Below are 17732 nucleotides of genomic sequence, written 5' to 3' on the forward strand. Positions count from 1 at the left end.
TTTTAGATTAAAAACTTTTCACCTTTTAAATAAAAATGCTTGATCACTGTAGTCAGTAAAATATATAGAACAAGTATACCAAATACTACCCACATAAATTCAATTGGCATTTTGCCAAAACCCAGCTTTGTTGCCAAGAATGAAAATGGAATTAAAGTTCCAATTACTCCTGCACCAAATGTGGCCAAGGTAACTGCTGGTGCTGCGTGCTGTTTAACAAATGGCAGACGGGGATCACGCAGTGCATGAATAACCATTTCCTGAGTCCAAAGTGATTCAATAAACCAACCAGTATGGAAAAGTGCCACAAACGCTACTTTTTGTGTTGCTCCAAGCGCGCTATAATTGCCACCGACTAATTGCGGACAAATTACAAAGAATAATAGGGCAAACGTCAGGATATCAAATATAGATGATGTAGGCCCGAAATAAAACATAAATTTAGGTAGTTTCTTAGTCGACCATGTTCGTGGTTCTTTTAAAAACTTATCAGACATATCATCAAATGGCAGAGAGAGGCAACTAGTGCCATAAAGTAAATCGAGAACTAACAGCTGCAACGGGAGCATCGGCAGGAATGGCAGGAATGAAGAAGCCACCATAATTGATAAGATATTGCCAAAATTGGAAGAAAGCGTAATCTTGATATATTTCATAGTGTTGCCAAATACTTTGCGACCGATTCTCACGCCTTCTTCTAGTACATTTAAATCTTTATGTAGCAAAATAATGTCAGCAGATTCCTTAGCAATATCCACAGCTGTATCAACAGAAATTGAGACATCTGCTGCTTTCATTGCAGGCGCATCATTGATGCCATCACCCATATAGCCTACTGTATGACCATTTTGCTTTAACAGATTAATAATTTTGGTTTTATCTTCCGGTGATAACTTGACAAAAATGTTGCACTCTTCCACCATTTTAGCTAATTCTTCTGGTTTCTTTCCTTCCAGATCTGCCCCTGAATAAACCGTATCAACATTCAAACCAACTTGCAGGCCTACAGTTCTGGTAACTGCTTCATTATCCCCTGTTAAAATTTTAACGTTAATGCCATCATATTTTAGGCGTGCCAAAGCATCTTTAGCACTTTCTTTAGGTGGATCAAGGAAGGCCAGATAGCCGCATAAAATAAGATCATTTTCATCTTTAACCGAAAATTCTCCAACAGGAGCAGGATTACGCTTGTATCCCAGCATGATAACGCGCAAGCCGTCATCATTCATGTCGTTAACCTTAGCCATTACTTTTTGTTTTCGCTCAGGAGTCAAAGGCAGAATCTGACCGTCAACTTCAAGCTTGGTAGCAACAGCCATCATTTCTTCTGAAGCACCCTTAGTTACTAACAGGTGCTCACCATGTTGCTCATCAGAGTTTTCCACCACGACGCTCATGCGCCTTCTGGAAAAATCAAAGGGGATTTCATCGATTTTATTGTAATCACGCTGAATTTCACTGATGTCTAGTTCATCGCCAGCAGCTTCAATAATTGCTTTATCAATCAGATTTTTCATTCCCGTTTGGTAGTTAGAATTAAGGTAGCCTAATTCCAAAATACGCGGATTTTCTCTTAAGTTGAGATCATAATGACGTTCCAAAACCACTTTATCCTGCGTTAATGTTCCCGTCTTATCCGTACACAAGATATCAGCAGAGCCAAAGTTTTGAATTGAATTCATCTTTTTGACAATAGTGCCTTTTTTGGACATCTCAATTGACCCCTTGACCAGATTGGTGGTCACAATTACAGGCAGCATCTCAGGGGTTAAGCCAACAGCTGTAGCAATTGAGAAAATTAGCGCATTGACCCAGTCACCTTTGGTGATGCCATTGATGATGAAAACCAAAGGAGCAATGATTGCAGTCATGATAATCAATAATTTAGAAACATTTTTGATACCAATGTCAAAGGTAGTATTCTTAACATCATTATGTGAAATATCATGAGCCAGTTTGCCGAACATGGTTCTCTCACCAGTAGCAAAAACAATTCCTAAACCAGAACCGGAAACGATCGTCGTGCCCTCGTAGAGAATGTTGGGATAATCAAGATAGTCGCGATCAGCACCAAGTTTAGGTTTTTCTGTAGCAATCTTTTCCACTGGGTTTGATTCACCATTTAAAGAACTAGATGAACAAAAGAGGTCCTTACTAGTCAAAAGTCGCATGTCTGCCGGTACCATGTCACCCGCAGCTAGGCGAATCACATCACCTACCACTACTTCACTAGTATCAATTTCCTGGTCTTTGCCATCACGAATAATATCTGTTGTAACAGAAACCATTTTTAATAGTGAATCTACCGCATTTGAAGACCTAACGTTTTGGACAAAACTGGTAATACCAGAAATTAAAACCATCGTTAGCATAATTGCAACGGTTGTCAAATCCTTTTCACCAGCTGGCACAAAAATATAATCAGTAAACAAAGATAATGTTGCCAAAACCAATAAAACTAGTGTAAAAGGAGTAATAAAAGCTTCAGCTAAAAAACGCAACTTAGAATTATGTTTATTTGAAGCAATTGTATTAGCACCGTATTCCTCCCTATTTTCTTCAGCCTGCTTGCTGGTTAACCCGTTACTGCTCGCATGTAGCCGCGCCAAAGTTTCTGATCTGCTTTCCTTGGCAATTGCCTTGACCAGTGCCAAATCTTTGTTGCTAGTTGTGCCATTTGGTTTTTTCAGCATTATCCCCACTCCTCATCACAGAATTAATTCAAACAAACTAAAAAAAGAGCCGCCTATGCTAACCGCTTGGCGCCCCTTTTCAACAGGTATTATTATACTCATCGTTCAGTTTTAACACTACGTGACGTAAGTCATACAGCTAGCTATCTGGTTTTCGCCTTATATCGACGAAAACTATTTGACCCGTTGGCATCTCTGGATGTTTCCGGGCGATAGCATTTGTTCACGTAGGAGTCTCACCTAACAGTTTATTTGTTGTTTATTTAATTGCATTGTGAGTGTAATACATAACACATGATAAAGTCAACATTTTTGTCTTTTTTTATTTATCTTTTCTTAGGTTCAAATTGTTTTTGAAGAAATAAATCAAACCGCCAATTAATAAAGCAAGCGCCAAGGCTATGGGCAAGGCCAACCTGTGAGGGTGAGAAAGCTGCGCCCGCTCATCACTGGACAAATCATACTTATCCAGTGAATATTGGTAACGTTGATCAATAGTAGTGGCACATGCTCTAAATACAAAGCGCAAACCTTCATTAAATTTCTTTTTATTAGTGCTGCGCAATTTATCGGATTGTGAGCGAATGATATTGCCGCGAACATCAGCCGAAAACGCACTATGCAGATCTTTACTGGAATAAATTTGCACATTGCGTTTTTTGTTTTTAGTGCCAACAACAATAAAAACCGTCCGCTTATACTTATTTAATTTGGCAGGCGTTAAATGGTCAACCCGGTTTACCGTTTTTACAATAATTTGTGGTTGCTCACTAGTCTGAAAATAACGGTCATTTTTTGCTAAAATTAATTTGCTGGTTTCGCGTTCAAGCAGATTGCTATTATCTTTAATGTTAGGACTTGAAAAACCAGTCATCGTTAGAAAAATGCCAATAATGGCCGTGAGCAAAGTAAACTTAGTTTTCAGCGTCTTCCAGCTTATGGGCCAATTGCTCCACATATTGTCGATCGATTTTAATTTGTTCATAAGGAACCCCGCAGTCTTCAAAAAGTTTAATCGCAAGTGGACTGTCATTATAGTCGAAGTAATAATTAATTCTTTTAACTCCAGCCTGCACTAATGCCTTAGCACAATTATAACAGGGAAAATGTGTGACATAAATTTCTGTGTCATCGGTTGAAACGCCGTTACGTGCACATTGGATCAATGAATTCATTTCAGAATGAATAGTGCGCACGCAGTGCCCGTCAACCAATTGGTGTCCCACATCATCGCAATGAGGCTGTCCCGTAACAGAACCATTATAGCCTGTGCCAATGATCCGATTCTTTTTTACCAAAACGCTACCAACCAAAGCCCGGTCACATGTTGAACGCTGGGCAATCACTAAGGCCTGCATCATAAAGTACTGTTTCCAGGGAATTCGCTTACGCATTTTTTTACCTCTTAAAATAATTCAAGCCGATTGCATCCCTTACCTCTTGTAAGGTTTGGTTAGCTACTTCGTTCGCTTTTTTAGAGCCCTCAATTAACATATCATAGACAGCAGATGTATTCTGTTCGTACTTTGCGCGCCGTTCACGTATTGGAGTCAATTCCTTTTCCAAGACTGTATTTAAGTAACGTTTAATTTTGACATCACCCAAGCCGCCTTTTTGGTAATCTTCTTTCAATTGCGCTACCTTATCCTTGTCAGGATCAAAAATATCAAGGTAGGTAAAGACAGTGTTACCCTCAACTTTACCTGGATCTTCAACATGGATGTGCTGGGGATCAGTATACATTGACATTACTTTTTGTTCAACGGTTTTGGCATCGTCAGAAAGATAAATAGCATTATTTAAGGATTTGGACATTTTGGCATTACCATCTAATCCCGGCAAGCGGCCTTCGCCCTTTTCTGGGAAGTAGCCTTGGGGTTCTACTAAGACATTGCAGTTATAAACGCGGTTAAAGGTCCGCACAATTTCACGTGCTTGCTCTAGCATCGGCTCTTGGTCATCCCCAACGGGCACCAAAGTTGCCTTAAAGGCTGTGATATCAGCTGCCTGTGATACTGGATAATTTAAGAAGCCCACGGGAATGGAATCGTTAAAACCTTTTTGTTTGATCTCGGCTTTAACAGTTGGATTACGCTCCAGACGACTTACCGTAACTAAATCCATATAATAGGCGGTCAATTCAAACAAAGCGGGTATTTGTGATTGAATAAAAACTGTAGAAATTTCAGGATCTATACCTACTGCCAAGTAGTCCAGCGCTACTTGAATTAAGCTTTTTTGAATTTTTTCAGGATTACGGGCATTGTCAGTCAGTGCTTGCGTATCAGCAATCATAATATAAGGATGATATTCACCGGAATTTTGTAATTTGACCCTGTTTTTTAACGAGCCAATATAATGTCCCACATGTAATTTCCCTGTTGGGCGGTCACCTGTAAGGATAACTTTCTTTTTCATTATAATCTGCCTTCCTTAAATAATTAAAATCTTTTTAATATAATAATTTATAATAATTCTACCAAAAATCAAGTAATGATTAAACATGGAGGAAAAAATGTGCAATCAATTTCAGCTGCCAAGTCTGGCAGAAATTAAAAAATACTTAGCAAACGACTTAAATTTACCTCTAGTAGAACCGGCAAGTAATTTGCCCCAAAATCAAAATGTTTTTCCTAAGGGAATTGCTCCGGTACTAGTCTACGTAAATAATCAATTACAATTGCTGCCTAAATCTTGGGGTTATCCTAGTCCGTATGATCAAAACAAAGTCATATTTAATGCGCGAATTGAACGCTTTTTTGAAGAAAAAAGGTCAATGTGGGACTCTTCTTTTGCCAAGTCTCGCTGTATTATTGTTGCCAGCCAATTTTTTGAATCAGGACATAATACTTACTCCGCTGAAAATGGTCATACTTACCATGAACGCTTCAGTTTCAAGAATGCAAATGGTGCATTAACACTAATTGCCGGAATTTATCAAAAGGATCATTTTTCAATGGTTACTACTCAGCCAAATAGGACTTACGCCGAAATTCATAATCGGATGCCTTTGGTCATTCAGGCAGCTGAATTGCGCCAATGGCTATTTCAGAATTTTTCATCTTTAGTTGATCGCAGCCAGTTAAGTCTTGATTCTGTTAAGTTGCCACCTAAAAAGTAACAACAATATCTCCAAATTAATGCAAATAGCTTTTCACTTCTATTTATTATTACGATTACGCAAAGTTAGACTGGAACTCTTAAAAAATGATATTACTTTAGGAAATTTTCCCTTCTCCTAACAGCTTACTTGTAAAATTTTAAAAAACAAAACTTGGTTTCGCAAACGAAACATGGTAAACTGTTTGAGTAATGCGGGTATAGTTTAATGGTAAAATGTTAGCTTCCCAAGCTGAAGATGCGGGTTCGATTCACGCTATCCGCTTAATTAAAAAGCAATGACCATCAAAGTCATTGCTTTTTAGCTGCCGAATTATTAGTTACCAGCAATAAATTTAACTTTTAATTATAAGTTATTACAGCTATCTTTTTAAAAGGTAGTTGCACCTTTTCTTGTTAACTGGGTATAAAATGTGCAAAAAATAGTCAAGATTTACGTTGCAGTCATTAGGATGCAATAACAGTTACCATGTATTGCAAAAAAATTTGTAGAACCTAACAGTGTGTTAACAACTTTTGAATCAAAAATAAAAGCCAGGAAACATTATTTCCTGACTTTTTCTAATTTCGATTACTTAAGTCATAATCATTAGGAGAACGCCATTTAATACTGCTAAATAAATTGGCATCCATAAAGTTTGCGTATAGAGGTATGACCAAGCAAAAAGTGCTCCAAAAATCATATTAATTAGTAATAGTGGCAGCGAACTTTGCCAGTTAAGCAGACTAAACAGAATACCTGAGGTGAATATTCCCAGAACTGCAGTTAAGACGGTATTGCTTCTAAAAGCATAATTGAATAAAAAACCGGTGATCAAAAATTCTTGCAGTATTGGTAAAACGATGCCAATTGCAACTACTAAAAACCAGTAGGTCGCTACTCCTTCATGATGCAAATAGGCAATTTGAAAATTATATAATTTAAGTCTGCCATAGGATTGCAACCAGGAAACACTGATACGCAATGCTGTCACCACAGCAGTCAAACCAACGATCAAGCCAAAGTTGCTAAGCCAGGAACCCGCAAAACTACGGTCAAAAAAGCGTTGTTCCCTATTAAAACGATAAATAAAAAACAGTGAAACCATTAATGAGATAGTTGCAAATAAGATTAGATCCCAAATATGAATTGGTGAATTAGCAGTAACTAACTTAATCACCCCGACAACCATCAAATAGCTAATGAAATAAATAAGATAGCGTATGATGTTGCCTTGCCTTGATGCTGGTGTATTCACAAAAATTACCTCTATACTATTATGTACCTTACAAGTTCCATATTATAGCAAAAAAAGATATCTATATAAAATATCAAGGCAATTTTTCTTAATCTACACTAACATTATTGATATCTTCCAAAGCAATTTTTTGGCCATCAACAATAATGCCGTCTTCACTATAACCATTGACAAAGCCTGTGATATCGGCGGGCAATTGATTATCACTGTTCATGACTTTAACCTGCAGATGAACTATGCGATGATTGCCATATGCTTTAAGTAACAGCAAGCTTATATCCTCTATATTCATAGTTTTTTTAATGGGATGCTTAACGCTGCGTTTTTGCTTATCGTTATTAATTGCCATTGTATGGTCGCTCAAAAAGAAGCCCTGCCACTTTTTCATTTTGCGATCTTGGTAATTTTTAAAAAAGTCTTGAACTACTTTATCAAAATCATTCATATGCATTTCCGCCATTATGTCCACCAACTAGGCTGCTGCGCCTTATTGCTGTTGCACCCTTAGACAAACTTGAGGCTTTTACTAAACTGGTAAAACCGTATTTTTTTCTGATTTTGTCAACAGTTATATTTATTGTGTGCTTTTTAATTTGCTGCGTCGCGGGAACAAAAAAGGTTAATTGCTGACAATTATCTGGTGTCAAGCGGCTGCAATTAACCCCTAAAGCACGTACTGTCTCTCCATGCCAATTTTTACGGAAAAGTGCCAGTATTTCTTCAACTAATAAATCATTATCATTAGTAGGACAAATTTTTTGCTGAACATTAAAACCTTTACGGCTGCCATCTTGCTCATACTTAGAAAAGCCAACAAATAAGCTGATACAACCTGCTTGTAATCGGTGCGCCCTTATTCTGGCACCTACCTGCTCGCCAATTTCACGCAAGACTATTTCAATTTCTCGCTGATCTGTATAATCACGGTTTAGAATCTGTGAATTGCCGTAATTTTTCATTATGGGATAATATTTTTCGCTAATAATGCTGCGATCAACTCCCCAGCTGATTGCAAATAACTGCTCACCAATCACGCCAAATTCTTTTTTCAAAATCGCCGGATTAGTATGTGCCAATTCATACATATTATTAATATGTAACCGGCGCAAACGGGCAGCAATTCTTTTGCCAATTCCCCAAACTTCTTCCAGATCTTTAATTTGCCAAATAGTATCCGGCACATCGATATAATGCCAATAATCAATCATTGAACAGCGGTGCTTGGCTGATATGTCCATTGCTAATTTTGCCAGCAGGGGATTCTCTCCAATGCCACAAGTAGTATAAAGACCTATTTTGTTTTTGATTTCTACCTGAATTTTACGCGCAACCAGATAAGGATCATCTCCAAACAAACGCCAGGATTTAGTCATATCAATCATGCTTTCATCAATTGAGTAAACATGGATATCTTCATCGGCTGCATATTTCTGGAAAATTGCCAATACCTGCATGCTGCGCTTAATATATAAATTCATATGAGGTTCTGCCAAAATAAGATCTGGTGCATCTTTTTTTGTAGGTAAATCGCGCACCCGCATAACATTGGTTAACCCATACTTTTTCTTCGCTAAAGGTGAGGCTGCCATGATTAGCCCCGAGCCGTAATTTGTATGTGGCTGATGCGAAACAACAGCTAACACTGCTTTCATTGGGTTTAAGCCTAATTGAAGCGCCTCACAACTAGCAAAGAATGATTTGTTATCAATCATAAAAATTAAACGATGAGGTTCATAACGATAATCATACATTGCTTTCACTTCCTATTGCAAACTTATGTTTGCTAAAATAAATTATACAAACACCAGTTCGAATAATCAAGTGAAAAATTATTCAATTGCTTCAATCGTTACCCGATATTCTCCTGCCGGAGCAGCAACATTGACGGTTTTTCCAACTTCTTTTTTCATGATTGCCTGACCTAAAGGCGAGTCAAAAGCAATTTTACCAGCTCCAATATCAGCTTCCATACGACCGACAACTTGGTATGTTTCGGTTTCTGGATCATCAGCAAATTTTAGTGTGACCGTCTTACCTAAATCTACTTTGCCATCAGCCTTTTTCTCAATGATTTCGGCATATTTCAATTGCTTTTCTAAGTACCGCAAACGGCTTTGAAGGTGACCTAAATCACGTTTTGCCTCTGTATATTCGGTATTTTCAGACAAGTCACCCAAGGAGCGCGCTTCCTGCAAAATTTTAATTCTTCGAGGTCGGTCCTTTTTCAAATCAGCAATTTCATCTTTAATTTTTTGATAGCCCTGCGGCGTCATTTTTTGATAATAAACCAAAATATTTTTCTCCAATTTTTTAATTTCAATATTATCCACAAGCTATAAATTCCGCTATGGAGGTTTTCTTTCTTATAAATTAGCACTCTAAAAATAATAGTGCTAATTATTTCCTTTTTATGAATCTGCATACTATAATAATAATTGTAAGGAAGAAATGAAAGTCTTCTGTTACAAATATATAAATTTTGAAAGGAAGTTTTTTACTATGGCAAATGATATGATGAATCGGCACAATGATTTATTCGATGCGATGAACGATTGGTTTGATCTTCCAAGAAAATTTTTCGATAATAACGAAGTAGCAAAATTAATGCAATCAGATGTTGTTGAAAACGACAAAGAATACGTAATCAAAGTTGATATGCCCGGAATGGACAAGGATAAGATACACCTAAATTACAATAATGGCATTTTAAGCGTGTCAGGTTCAAGAAAGTCATTTAAGGAGATGTCTAAGGACAACAGCATTATTCACCGAGAAAGAAGTGAAGGCCACATTTCACGCAGCTTCAGATTACCAAACGTAGTTGCAAGTGACATTCATGCCAAATACGATAACGGTGTATTGACTATTACCCTGCCAAAGCAACAAGCTGGCGCAAGCGATAATTCAATTCAAATTGACTAATTGTCTTCAAATTATTAAAGTATATTAACTCGCTGAAATAATAGAAAGTCTATTTAAATTTGTCTGAACTTTTTTTAAAGTAAAACATATCAGTAACACTAAAATAAGCCACCCAGATCACAGTCTGGATGGCTTATTTTGTTTCCAACTGCTTCAAGTAATTTTTGATCATGCAGAATAGTGTTAGAGTTTTCAGAGACAATTATTATCTATTTGCAATAGTTTTAATCTAATAATAACAATAATAATTTTAAGATAGCTATTCTTGCAGCATGGTCAATGCTAATACGCAATCTGCTATAGCAGAGGTGCACTTTTTTAGCAGATGCTATTAAAAGCAGGTCGAAAAATTATCAACAAAGTATTCAAAGTGCCCCAGTACAAAATACAACAGAAAATACTCAAGATATGATTGCAGAGTTAAAGCAATTAAAAGAGTTAGTTGATGAGGGAATATTGACTGAAGAAGAATTTGCGGCTAAGAAAAAGCAAATTTTAGGATTATAAAGCCAAAGTGGGTTCAGCTATTGAACTCGCTTTTCTTTTAGCTTAAAATATAAAGTAATTTAAAAATAGATTAAAAAAGGAGAATATATTTCATGGCTCATAAATTAACTGTCCAAGAACTGGAAAAGTTTGCGGAAAACTTTAATGAAAAACCGCAAAATCAAGTTGTTGCACGAGCTGCTCAAAAAAGCGGTGTTCTTGCAGCGTCTTACAATGAACGTGTTCAAGGCGAGTTGACCCGTGTGTTTTCAACCGAACTTGACACGGAAAATGTTACTAATCAACGCCAATCGGGGCGTTGCTGGGAATTTGCCACCCTTAATATTTTACGGCATTATTTTGGTAAAAAATATCACAGCAAGAATTTTACTTTCTCACAAAGCTACAACTTTTTCTGGGATAAAGTTGAACGGGCAAATATTTTTTACGACAATATTTTAGCTACTGCCGATGAACCACTTGATTCCCGTACAGTAAAAGCTTATTTAAACGGCGCTGGCGGAGACGGTGGTCAATTCCACATGGGTGCAGCTTTAATTGAAAAATACGGTGTTGTACCTTCTTATGCAATGCCTGAAAGTTTTAACACCAATAATACTACTGGTTTGGGTAAGGCCTTGGGCGATAAACTGAAAAAGGATGCTTTGGTTTTACGCAAGTTAAAGCAAGACGGTAAAGATGATGAAATAGAGAAAGCCCGTAAGAAATTCTTAAGTGAAGTTTACCAAATAACAGCAATTGCAGTTGGGGAACCACCTAAGAAATTTGACTTGGAATATCGTGATGATGACAAGAAATATCACTTGGATAAAGATCTAACCCCACTGGAATTTTTGCATAAATACATGGGCGATGTTGACTTTAACGATTACGTTGTATTGTCTAATGCACCAGATCATGAATATGATAAGTTATATGGCTTGCCATTTGAAGACAATGTTGAAGGCTCATACCGCATCAAATTCTTGAATGTCCCAATGGAATACTTGGAAACTGCAGCTGTTAACCAATTAAAAGATGGTGAAGCTGTTTGGTTTGGTAATGATGTTGGTGAACAAAGCGATCGTAAAAAAGGTTATCTTGACAGCAACTTATATCAACTGAGTGATCTCTTTGGCGTTGACCTCAAGATGTCCAAAGCTGACCGCTTGCGTACCGGTGCTGGCGCTTCAACTCACGCTATGGCTTTTGTTGGTGTTGATGAAGATGGTGGCCATGTGCGTCAATGGAAAGTTGAAAATTCCTGGGGTGAAAAGAATGGTGACAAGGGGTATTTTGTCATGAATAATGATTGGTTCAATGACTATGTTTATGAAGTTGTTGTCCACAAAAAGTACTTGACTCCAGAGCAAGTTGCTATTGCTGAAGGTCCAATTACAGATTTACCAGCTTGGGACTCATTAGCTTAAGTCAATTTATAACTAATAAAAAGACGAAATTCAAAAACGAATTTCGCCTTTTTTATATTATAAATAATTATTTACTTGCCACGTAATAATAGCTCATCAAATTTTTTAAAGAATAAATCTTTATTTGCTTTAGTTACCAAAGTAATTTCGCGTCCGTTAGGATCATCTTCCATTCGTCCTGCAGCCAATCCCTGTGTAACCACCTTTACCCTGTGCTTTTCAGTGGCCAAAACGACTTCGGGGTAAAGAGCACTAATTGTCGTTAATACATCCCAAAAATAAAGCTGCGAGCTTGGAATTGGTGGATTAACCAGTAGACAATAACCTTGCGCAACCAAGTCTACAGCTGGATGTTCACGCAAACTGGCCCAATGCATTCTTAATTTATCAGTTAATGGCAATTCTTCACTACTTTCAAGGCCAATAATCTGCATAGGAATATTTGATTGCAGAACCTTCTCAACAGCAAACGGATCCCAAAAAGCATTCCATTCTTGCGTACCATCAACATTAACCTGAACAACATTTCCATGACCATCAAGGGAACCACCCATCCAGTAAAGTTGCTCAATTTTATCCACAATTTTGTTATTAGTTTCCAGTGCACGGGCCAAGTCGGTTAAAGGTCCCGTCATGACCAAAGTAACAGGCTGATCTGCTGCCATAATTTTTTCAACCATATCCAAATGAGCCGGCTCTGCTGCCATTTTGGTAATCATTTTTCCAGATTCGTTTAATAACGGCAGATAATTAAATGAATATGCTGCTTTACGCCAGGCTTCGGGAAACTGATTGACAGCTCTTGAATCTGATTTGGCAATTTCTAATTGATCGTCTCTTAAGTTAAACCGGTCTGTCATCTTTCGACACACCTCAACAGCCGGGTCAACGTAACCATCAGCATCAATTGCACTAACACCTAGCAATTTAATATCCGGTGCTTGCAAGAGTAACAAATATGATACTAAATCATCAATATTACCATCGTGATTAAAATATATTTCTTTCATTATTCTTTCCTATTTTGACTTAATATAATTCTGACCATCTGCTGCTGGAGCAACCGATTTTCCAAAGAACAAAACTAAAACTAAAATGGTAATTACGTAAGGAGCAATCTGCATATAAACAGCAGGAATGTGACTAAAGAACGGTAATTGGTTGCCGATAATACTGATACTTTGAGCAAAACCAAAGAAAAGCGAAGCTAGCATTGCCCCTAATGGGTTCCATTTACCAAAGATCATGGCTGCCAGCGCCATAAAACCTTGTCCAACAATAGTAGAAACTGAAAAATTGCCTGAAATTGCTTCCGCAAAAACTGCTCCACCAATTCCGCCTAAAAAGCCAGATATTAGCACGCCAGCGTAACGCATACCATAAACATTGATTCCCAAAGTATCTGCTGCTTGGGGATTTTCACCACAGGAACGCAGACGTAGACCAAAGCGAGTTTTATACAAAATCCACCATAGTGCGATTGACACAATTATTGCCAGCCAGGCAGGTGCAGAAGTGTTTTGAAAGAAAATTGGTCCAATAAAAGGAATATTAGCAAGGCCAGGAAAACTAAAGTAACCAAAGCTCTGGGTAATGTTTTCAGTCTGACCTTTATCATATATAGCTTTAACTAAAAACACTCCTAATGGTGGCGCCATAAGATTAAGGACAGTTCCGCTGATGATGTGATCAGCGTGAAAATTAATGGTCGCTACAGCATGGAGCAGCGAAAATAGCAAACCTACAATTCCCCCAACAAGAAGACCAATCCAAGGAGTTGCTTTACCAAAAGCAGAAGCAAAAGTCAGGTTAAACACAACGGCAGAAAAAGCGCCCATTGTCATTATTCCTTCAAGGCCAATGTTGGTAATACCTGAATTTTCACTATAAACACCGCCTAAAGCAGTAAAAATTAATGGTGCTGAATAGACAAAAGTCGATGACACAATTAAAGCTAAAATCGTAACTAAATTCATGAATTTTGTCCTCCCTGAGTTTTTGTGGAACTAACAGTAACGTTATTGGGTTCAGTTTCTTCAGTCGCTGCATCTTTTAGGGTTTCTTTAGTCCTTTTAGTTTTAAACAGTAATCCAATGACATACTGAATAGCAACAAAGAAAATGATAGCAGCAATTACTATTGAAACAATCTCATAAGGAATACCGGCAATAGTCTGCATCCCTAAACCGCCAATTTTTAAAATTGAAAATAATAGTGAAGCCAGTAAAATGCCAACGGCTGTTCCACCACCAAGAAGAGCAACGGATAAGCCATCCCAGCCAATATCTAAGCTAGTTGTTTGGGTGAAATAATTTTGATATGTGCCAAGACCTTGAACAACACCGCCTAAGCCAGCAAAACCACCAGACAATAACATAGAAAGCATGATATTCTTTTTGGCTGACATTCCTGCATAACGACTCGCCGCCGCATTGGTACCAACTGAACGAATTTCAAAACCTGTAGTAGTTTTTCTCATTAAATACCAATATAAAAAAACTGCAACCAAAGCAATAAAAACACCTGCATTAATGCGTGAATCACCAAACATTGTGCTAAGCCATCCAATTTTCAAGCTGCCATTATCAGCAATTGTTTTAGTAGTATCAGTATCAATACGCAATTTAGATGACATAACCTGTTGCATTAAATATTGACACGAATAAAGCACAATATAGTTAATCATAATGGTTGTTATGACTTCATTAGTCCCAAATTGTGCACGGAGCCAACCAGCAATACCAGCAACAAGTGCGCCAGCCAGAATGCCTGTTATTACTGCCAAAGGTAGCAAAATTGCCTTAGGCATATTAGGATTAGCCAAAACCACCCAGATAGAAGATAACCAGCCAGCTTGAGCCTGACCAGGCAAGCCAATATTGAAAAAACCGGCAGTAGAAGCTATAGCAAAACCAATAGCGGTAAAAATCAGCGGGGTAGCTTCACGGATCGTCTCACCTATGCCGTTCATGTTTCCTAACGCACTGGAAAACATTGAAGCATATGCTTGAATCGGATTGTAACTCCAAACCAGCATGATGATTGCTCCGACTAAAAAGCCTGCCAAAATAGAAATGATTGGCACTAAGATTTTCTTGGTTTTTAGTGTAACTTTAAGCAAGAGCGCTGCCTTCTTTCTTAACGCCGGTCATTAACAAACCTAATTCTTCATCACTAGTATTTTCTGGCTTGACTTCACCAGAAATTCTACCATCGTGAAGCACAATAATTCTGTCTGACAATTGCATAATTTCATCAAGCTCATAAGATATTAACAAAATTGCTTTGCCCTGAGCTCTCTCATTTAAGAGCTGATTATGAATATATTCAATGGCACCAACGTCAAGGCCACGAGTCGGCTGAAAAGCAATAATTAAATTACTGTCGCGACTCAATTCACGGGCAATAATGACTTTTTGCTGGTTACCTCCAGATAAATCACTTACAGGCATTCTTTCACTTGTAGTTCTGATATCAAATTGTTTAATTAATTTCTTGGCATGTTCATGAATTACATCATAATGCATCACGTTATGACGAGAAAATGGTTCCTTATAATAAGTTTGTAAAGCCAAATTATCAGAAACCGAAAAAGGTAAAATTAAACCATATTTTTGCCGGTCAGCAGGTATATATGAAACACCCTTTTCAGTTATTTGCCGCACCTTGTGATTAGTCATGTCTTCGCTGCCAATTATGATTTTGCCGGAGTCAACGTGTTGCAAACCGGTTAGGGCCCTGACAAGTTCATCCTGACCATTGCCGTCAATACCAGCAACACCCAAAATTTCCCCAGCATGCAAATTAAAAGATAGCCCTTTAATTATGGCAACATTTTGCTTGCTTTTTACATGCAGGTCTTCAACTTGCAACATTGTGCGCCCAACTTTTTCTGTGGGCTTATTAACCTGCATGTTAACGTGACGTCCCACCATTAATTCTGCCAGACGATTATTATCAACATTAGCAACAGCAAATGTGCCCACACTTTTGCCAGCACGGATAACAGTTACACGATCAGCTGCTCGTTCAATTTCTTCCAGCTTATGTGTGATTAAAATGATCGATTTACCCTCTTTTGCGAGTTCATGCAGAATTTGAATGAATTCGGTAATTTCCTGCGGAGTTAAAACGGCAGTAGGTTCATCGAAAATCATAATGTCAGCTCCGCGGTAGAGTACTTTCAAAATTTCAACTCTTTGCTGTTGGGCCACTGTGATCTCACTAACCTTTTTCTGGGGATCAACGTTTAAGTTATAACGCTCAGACAAAGCCATTATTTGCTTTTCCGCTTTTTTAAAATCTAATTTAGGGCCCGTGGTAGTTTCATGACCTAAAATGATATTTTCTAAAACTGTAAAGGAACCCATCAACATAAAATGCTGGTGTACCATGCCTATACCTAAATCTTTTGCGACAGTCGGATTTTTAATGTTAACCTTTTGTCCGCGAACTTTGATTGAACCTGTAGTAGGAGTAATCAGTCCAGATAAAATACTCATTAAAGTTGATTTGCCAGCACCGTTTTCTCCTAAAAGTGCTAAGATTTCACCCTTTTTTAAAGTCAAATTAATATCATTATTGGCTTTAAAGCCGTTAAAATCCTTCACAATATGGCGCATTTCTATTACATTCGTCATATCTTTCATTTTGTGTAAATTTCCTTTTTCTAAAAAAACTCTTTGCATAAACTTACACAAAGAGTTTTAAACGTTAATTTACTTTAATTCTGCGCTACTGTTATTTTTCCGGAAACTACTTGCTGTTTAGCCTTTTGCACTGCATCCCAGGCCTTTGGTGCAAGATTGCCTTTAGTAATTGAAACACCGTTACCTTTTAATGAGTATACCAGGTGCTTTCCTCCAGGGAACTTACCTTTGGCTGCATCATCAGCTAAAGATTTGGTTGCAACATTTAGTCCCTTCAATACAGAAGTTAAAGTAAAGTTAGCTTTTTTACCATCCTTTGTTTTGTAGTTTCCCAGGTTTTCCTGATCAACATCAACACCAATTACCCAAACCTTTTTACTTTCTGGCTTAGTTTGATTAAGTGCTTTAGCTTCTTGGAAAACGCCGCTACCAGCATTTCCTGCAGCTTGGAAGACTACATCACAGTTGTCAGCGTACATAGATTGTGCAATTGATTTAGCTTTATCGTTTGAAGTAAAGTTGCCGATATATTGTGTACTGACACTGATTTTTTTATGTTGAGCTTTAGCAGCGTCTTTTACGCCTTGCTTGAAACCTGCTTCAAAAGTATCAATGATTGCAGATTTTGCTCCGCCGATAAAACCAACTTTATTGGTTTTAGTTGAATAAGCTGCAGCTACACCACCCAAATATGATGATTCGTTACTCTTAAAAGTAACAGAAGCTACATTTTTCTGACCAGTTATTACATCGTCAACAATTACAAAATTTTTCTTAGGATTCTTCTTGGCAGCAGCCTTAACTGAATCTTTTAACATATAGCCAATACCGAATATTGTCTGATAGCCCGACTTGGCAGCCTGATTAAAATTAGGCGTATAGTCGGTAGCACTGCTAGATTGAAAATACTGGTAGCCTTTTCCTTGTTTAAAGTTATGTTCTTTACCATAATCTTTAAAACCGGCCCAAGCGGCCTGATTAAAGGACTGATCGTTAATACCGTTGCTATCCGTAATTAACGCAATACTGTCCTTCTTGTTTTGACTGCTTGTTCCCTGTTTTTTTCCCGAGCAAGCATTCAAAAACAAAGTAAATGACGCCATTAAAAATCCTAATGACAAAAATTTCGTAAATTTCTTACCCATTTATATTACCCTCCACAAAATACGAACTTTTCATAACTAATATTATAAT

The 17732-nt window shown here is 37.6% G+C and carries 16 protein-coding genes, 1 tRNA gene, 1 pseudogene and 1 riboswitch; of the genes and pseudogenes, 5 read left to right on the top strand and 13 right to left on the bottom strand.

Annotation, left to right across the window (positions count from 1 at the left end):
* Positions 1-2: 2 nt before the first annotated feature.
* From mgtA to trpS, 4 genes are all read right to left on the bottom strand, one after another.
* A complete protein-coding gene (mgtA, locus tag LDM92_RS04015) occupies positions 3-2693 on the bottom strand; it encodes a magnesium-translocating P-type ATPase (RefSeq protein ID WP_223902125.1) in 2691 nt (896 codons plus the stop codon).
* 89 nt (positions 2694-2782) lie between these two features.
* Positions 2783-2948: riboswitch (M-box (ykoK) riboswitch) on the bottom strand.
* A gap of 67 nt (positions 2949-3015) precedes the next feature.
* Positions 3016-3651, bottom strand: coding sequence for a TPM domain-containing protein (locus tag LDM92_RS04020; protein WP_373868642.1), 636 nt, complete (start codon positions 3649-3651; stop codon positions 3016-3018).
* Positions 3608-4087, bottom strand: coding sequence for a deoxycytidylate deaminase (locus LDM92_RS04025; protein ID WP_223902126.1), 480 nt, complete (start codon positions 4085-4087; stop codon positions 3608-3610). The genes LDM92_RS04020 and LDM92_RS04025 overlap by 44 nt, the downstream gene beginning before the upstream one ends.
* A 4-nt stretch (positions 4088-4091) precedes the next feature.
* Positions 4092-5111 (bottom strand): tryptophan--tRNA ligase, encoded by a 1020-nt coding sequence (trpS, locus tag LDM92_RS04030; protein WP_223902127.1) that lies wholly within the window; start codon positions 5109-5111, stop codon positions 4092-4094.
* A 97-nt stretch (positions 5112-5208) separates the two neighbouring features.
* Between trpS and LDM92_RS04035 the strand changes: the two genes are divergently transcribed.
* Positions 5209-5814, top strand: a complete 606-nt coding sequence (locus LDM92_RS04035) for an SOS response-associated peptidase family protein (RefSeq protein WP_223902128.1) — start codon at positions 5209-5211, stop codon at positions 5812-5814.
* A gap of 193 nt (positions 5815-6007) precedes the next feature.
* Positions 6008-6078 (top strand) — tRNA-Gly (locus tag LDM92_RS04040).
* A gap of 310 nt (positions 6079-6388) precedes the next feature.
* Here LDM92_RS04040 and LDM92_RS04045 read toward each other — a convergent pair.
* The 4 genes from LDM92_RS04045 to greA all read right to left on the bottom strand — a co-directional run bounded on the left by LDM92_RS04045 (position 6389) and on the right by greA (position 9342).
* The gene (locus LDM92_RS04045; protein ID WP_223902129.1) at positions 6389-7051 is read right to left on the bottom strand and encodes a CPBP family intramembrane glutamic endopeptidase; all 663 of its coding nucleotides are present in this window, start codon (positions 7049-7051) and stop codon (positions 6389-6391) included.
* 88 nt (positions 7052-7139) lie between these two features.
* On the bottom strand, positions 7140-7496 hold the full coding sequence (locus LDM92_RS04050) for a hypothetical protein (RefSeq protein ID WP_223902130.1): 357 nt from the start codon (positions 7494-7496) through the stop codon (positions 7140-7142).
* Positions 7489-8802, bottom strand: coding sequence for a Y-family DNA polymerase (locus LDM92_RS04055; RefSeq protein ID WP_223902131.1), 1314 nt, complete (start codon positions 8800-8802; stop codon positions 7489-7491). The genes LDM92_RS04050 and LDM92_RS04055 overlap by 8 nt, the downstream gene beginning before the upstream one ends.
* A gap of 78 nt (positions 8803-8880) precedes the next feature.
* Positions 8881-9342: a transcription elongation factor GreA gene (gene greA / locus LDM92_RS04060; RefSeq protein ID WP_109587025.1), complete on the bottom strand. Its 462-nt coding sequence runs from the start codon at positions 9340-9342 to the stop codon at positions 8881-8883.
* A gap of 208 nt (positions 9343-9550) precedes the next feature.
* Here greA and LDM92_RS04065 point away from each other — a divergent pair, with 208 nt between their 5' ends.
* From LDM92_RS04065 to LDM92_RS04075, 3 genes and pseudogenes are all read left to right on the top strand, one after another.
* Positions 9551-9973, top strand: a complete 423-nt coding sequence (locus tag LDM92_RS04065; protein ID WP_223902132.1) for an Hsp20/alpha crystallin family protein — start codon at positions 9551-9553, stop codon at positions 9971-9973.
* A 405-nt stretch (positions 9974-10378) separates the two neighbouring features.
* Positions 10379-10480: pseudogene (locus LDM92_RS04070) on the top strand (SHOCT domain-containing protein); the annotation flags it as partial.
* A gap of 92 nt (positions 10481-10572) precedes the next feature.
* On the top strand, positions 10573-11889 hold the full coding sequence (locus tag LDM92_RS04075; protein WP_223902133.1) for a C1 family peptidase: 1317 nt from the start codon (positions 10573-10575) through the stop codon (positions 11887-11889).
* 71 nt (positions 11890-11960) lie between these two features.
* Here LDM92_RS04075 and LDM92_RS04080 read toward each other — a convergent pair whose 3' ends face one another.
* From LDM92_RS04080 to LDM92_RS04100, 5 genes are all read right to left on the bottom strand, one after another.
* The gene (locus tag LDM92_RS04080; protein WP_223902134.1) at positions 11961-12899 is read right to left on the bottom strand and encodes a nucleoside hydrolase; all 939 of its coding nucleotides are present in this window, start codon (positions 12897-12899) and stop codon (positions 11961-11963) included.
* A 9-nt stretch (positions 12900-12908) separates the two neighbouring features.
* Complete coding sequence (locus LDM92_RS04085) at positions 12909-13865, bottom strand: ABC transporter permease (protein ID WP_223902135.1); 957 nt, start codon at positions 13863-13865, stop codon at positions 12909-12911.
* Positions 13862-15010: an ABC transporter permease gene (locus LDM92_RS04090; RefSeq protein WP_223902136.1), complete on the bottom strand. Its 1149-nt coding sequence runs from the start codon at positions 15008-15010 to the stop codon at positions 13862-13864. Before LDM92_RS04090 ends, LDM92_RS04085 begins: the two co-directional genes overlap by 4 nt.
* The gene (locus LDM92_RS04095) at positions 15003-16538 is read right to left on the bottom strand and encodes an ABC transporter ATP-binding protein (protein ID WP_274383957.1); all 1536 of its coding nucleotides are present in this window, start codon (positions 16536-16538) and stop codon (positions 15003-15005) included. Before LDM92_RS04095 ends, LDM92_RS04090 begins: the two co-directional genes overlap by 8 nt.
* A gap of 74 nt (positions 16539-16612) precedes the next feature.
* Positions 16613-17683, bottom strand: coding sequence for a BMP family lipoprotein (locus LDM92_RS04100; protein WP_223902137.1), 1071 nt, complete (start codon positions 17681-17683; stop codon positions 16613-16615).
* Between the last annotated feature and the right edge of the window lie 49 nt (positions 17684-17732).

Origin of the sequence: Lactobacillus laiwuensis, assembly GCF_019972835.1 — a bacterium.
GTDB lineage: Bacteria > Bacillota > Bacilli > Lactobacillales > Lactobacillaceae > Lactobacillus > Lactobacillus laiwuensis.

Coding starts and splice junctions, on each gene's coding strand:
- mgtA (WP_223902125.1), bottom strand. CDS start 2,693: ATGCTGAAAAAACCAAATGGCACAACTAGCAACAAAGATTTGGCACTG.
- LDM92_RS04020 (WP_373868642.1), bottom strand. CDS start 3,651: ATGTGGAGCAATTGGCCCATAAGCTGGAAGACGCTGAAAACTAAGTTT.
- LDM92_RS04025 (WP_223902126.1), bottom strand. CDS start 4,087: ATGCGTAAGCGAATTCCCTGGAAACAGTACTTTATGATGCAGGCCTTA.
- trpS (WP_223902127.1), bottom strand. CDS start 5,111: ATGAAAAAGAAAGTTATCCTTACAGGTGACCGCCCAACAGGGAAATTA.
- LDM92_RS04035 (WP_223902128.1), top strand. CDS start 5,209: ATGTGCAATCAATTTCAGCTGCCAAGTCTGGCAGAAATTAAAAAATAC.
- LDM92_RS04050 (WP_223902130.1), bottom strand. CDS start 7,496: ATGAATGATTTTGATAAAGTAGTTCAAGACTTTTTTAAAAATTACCAA.
- LDM92_RS04055 (WP_223902131.1), bottom strand. CDS start 8,802: ATGTATGATTATCGTTATGAACCTCATCGTTTAATTTTTATGATTGAT.
- LDM92_RS04065 (WP_223902132.1), top strand. CDS start 9,551: ATGGCAAATGATATGATGAATCGGCACAATGATTTATTCGATGCGATG.
- LDM92_RS04075 (WP_223902133.1), top strand. CDS start 10,573: ATGGCTCATAAATTAACTGTCCAAGAACTGGAAAAGTTTGCGGAAAAC.
- LDM92_RS04080 (WP_223902134.1), bottom strand. CDS start 12,899: ATGAAAGAAATATATTTTAATCACGATGGTAATATTGATGATTTAGTA.
- LDM92_RS04085 (WP_223902135.1), bottom strand. CDS start 13,865: ATGAATTTAGTTACGATTTTAGCTTTAATTGTGTCATCGACTTTTGTC.
- LDM92_RS04095 (WP_274383957.1), bottom strand. CDS start 16,538: ATGAAAGATATGACGAATGTAATAGAAATGCGCCATATTGTGAAGGAT.
- LDM92_RS04100 (WP_223902137.1), bottom strand. CDS start 17,683: ATGGGTAAGAAATTTACGAAATTTTTGTCATTAGGATTTTTAATGGCG.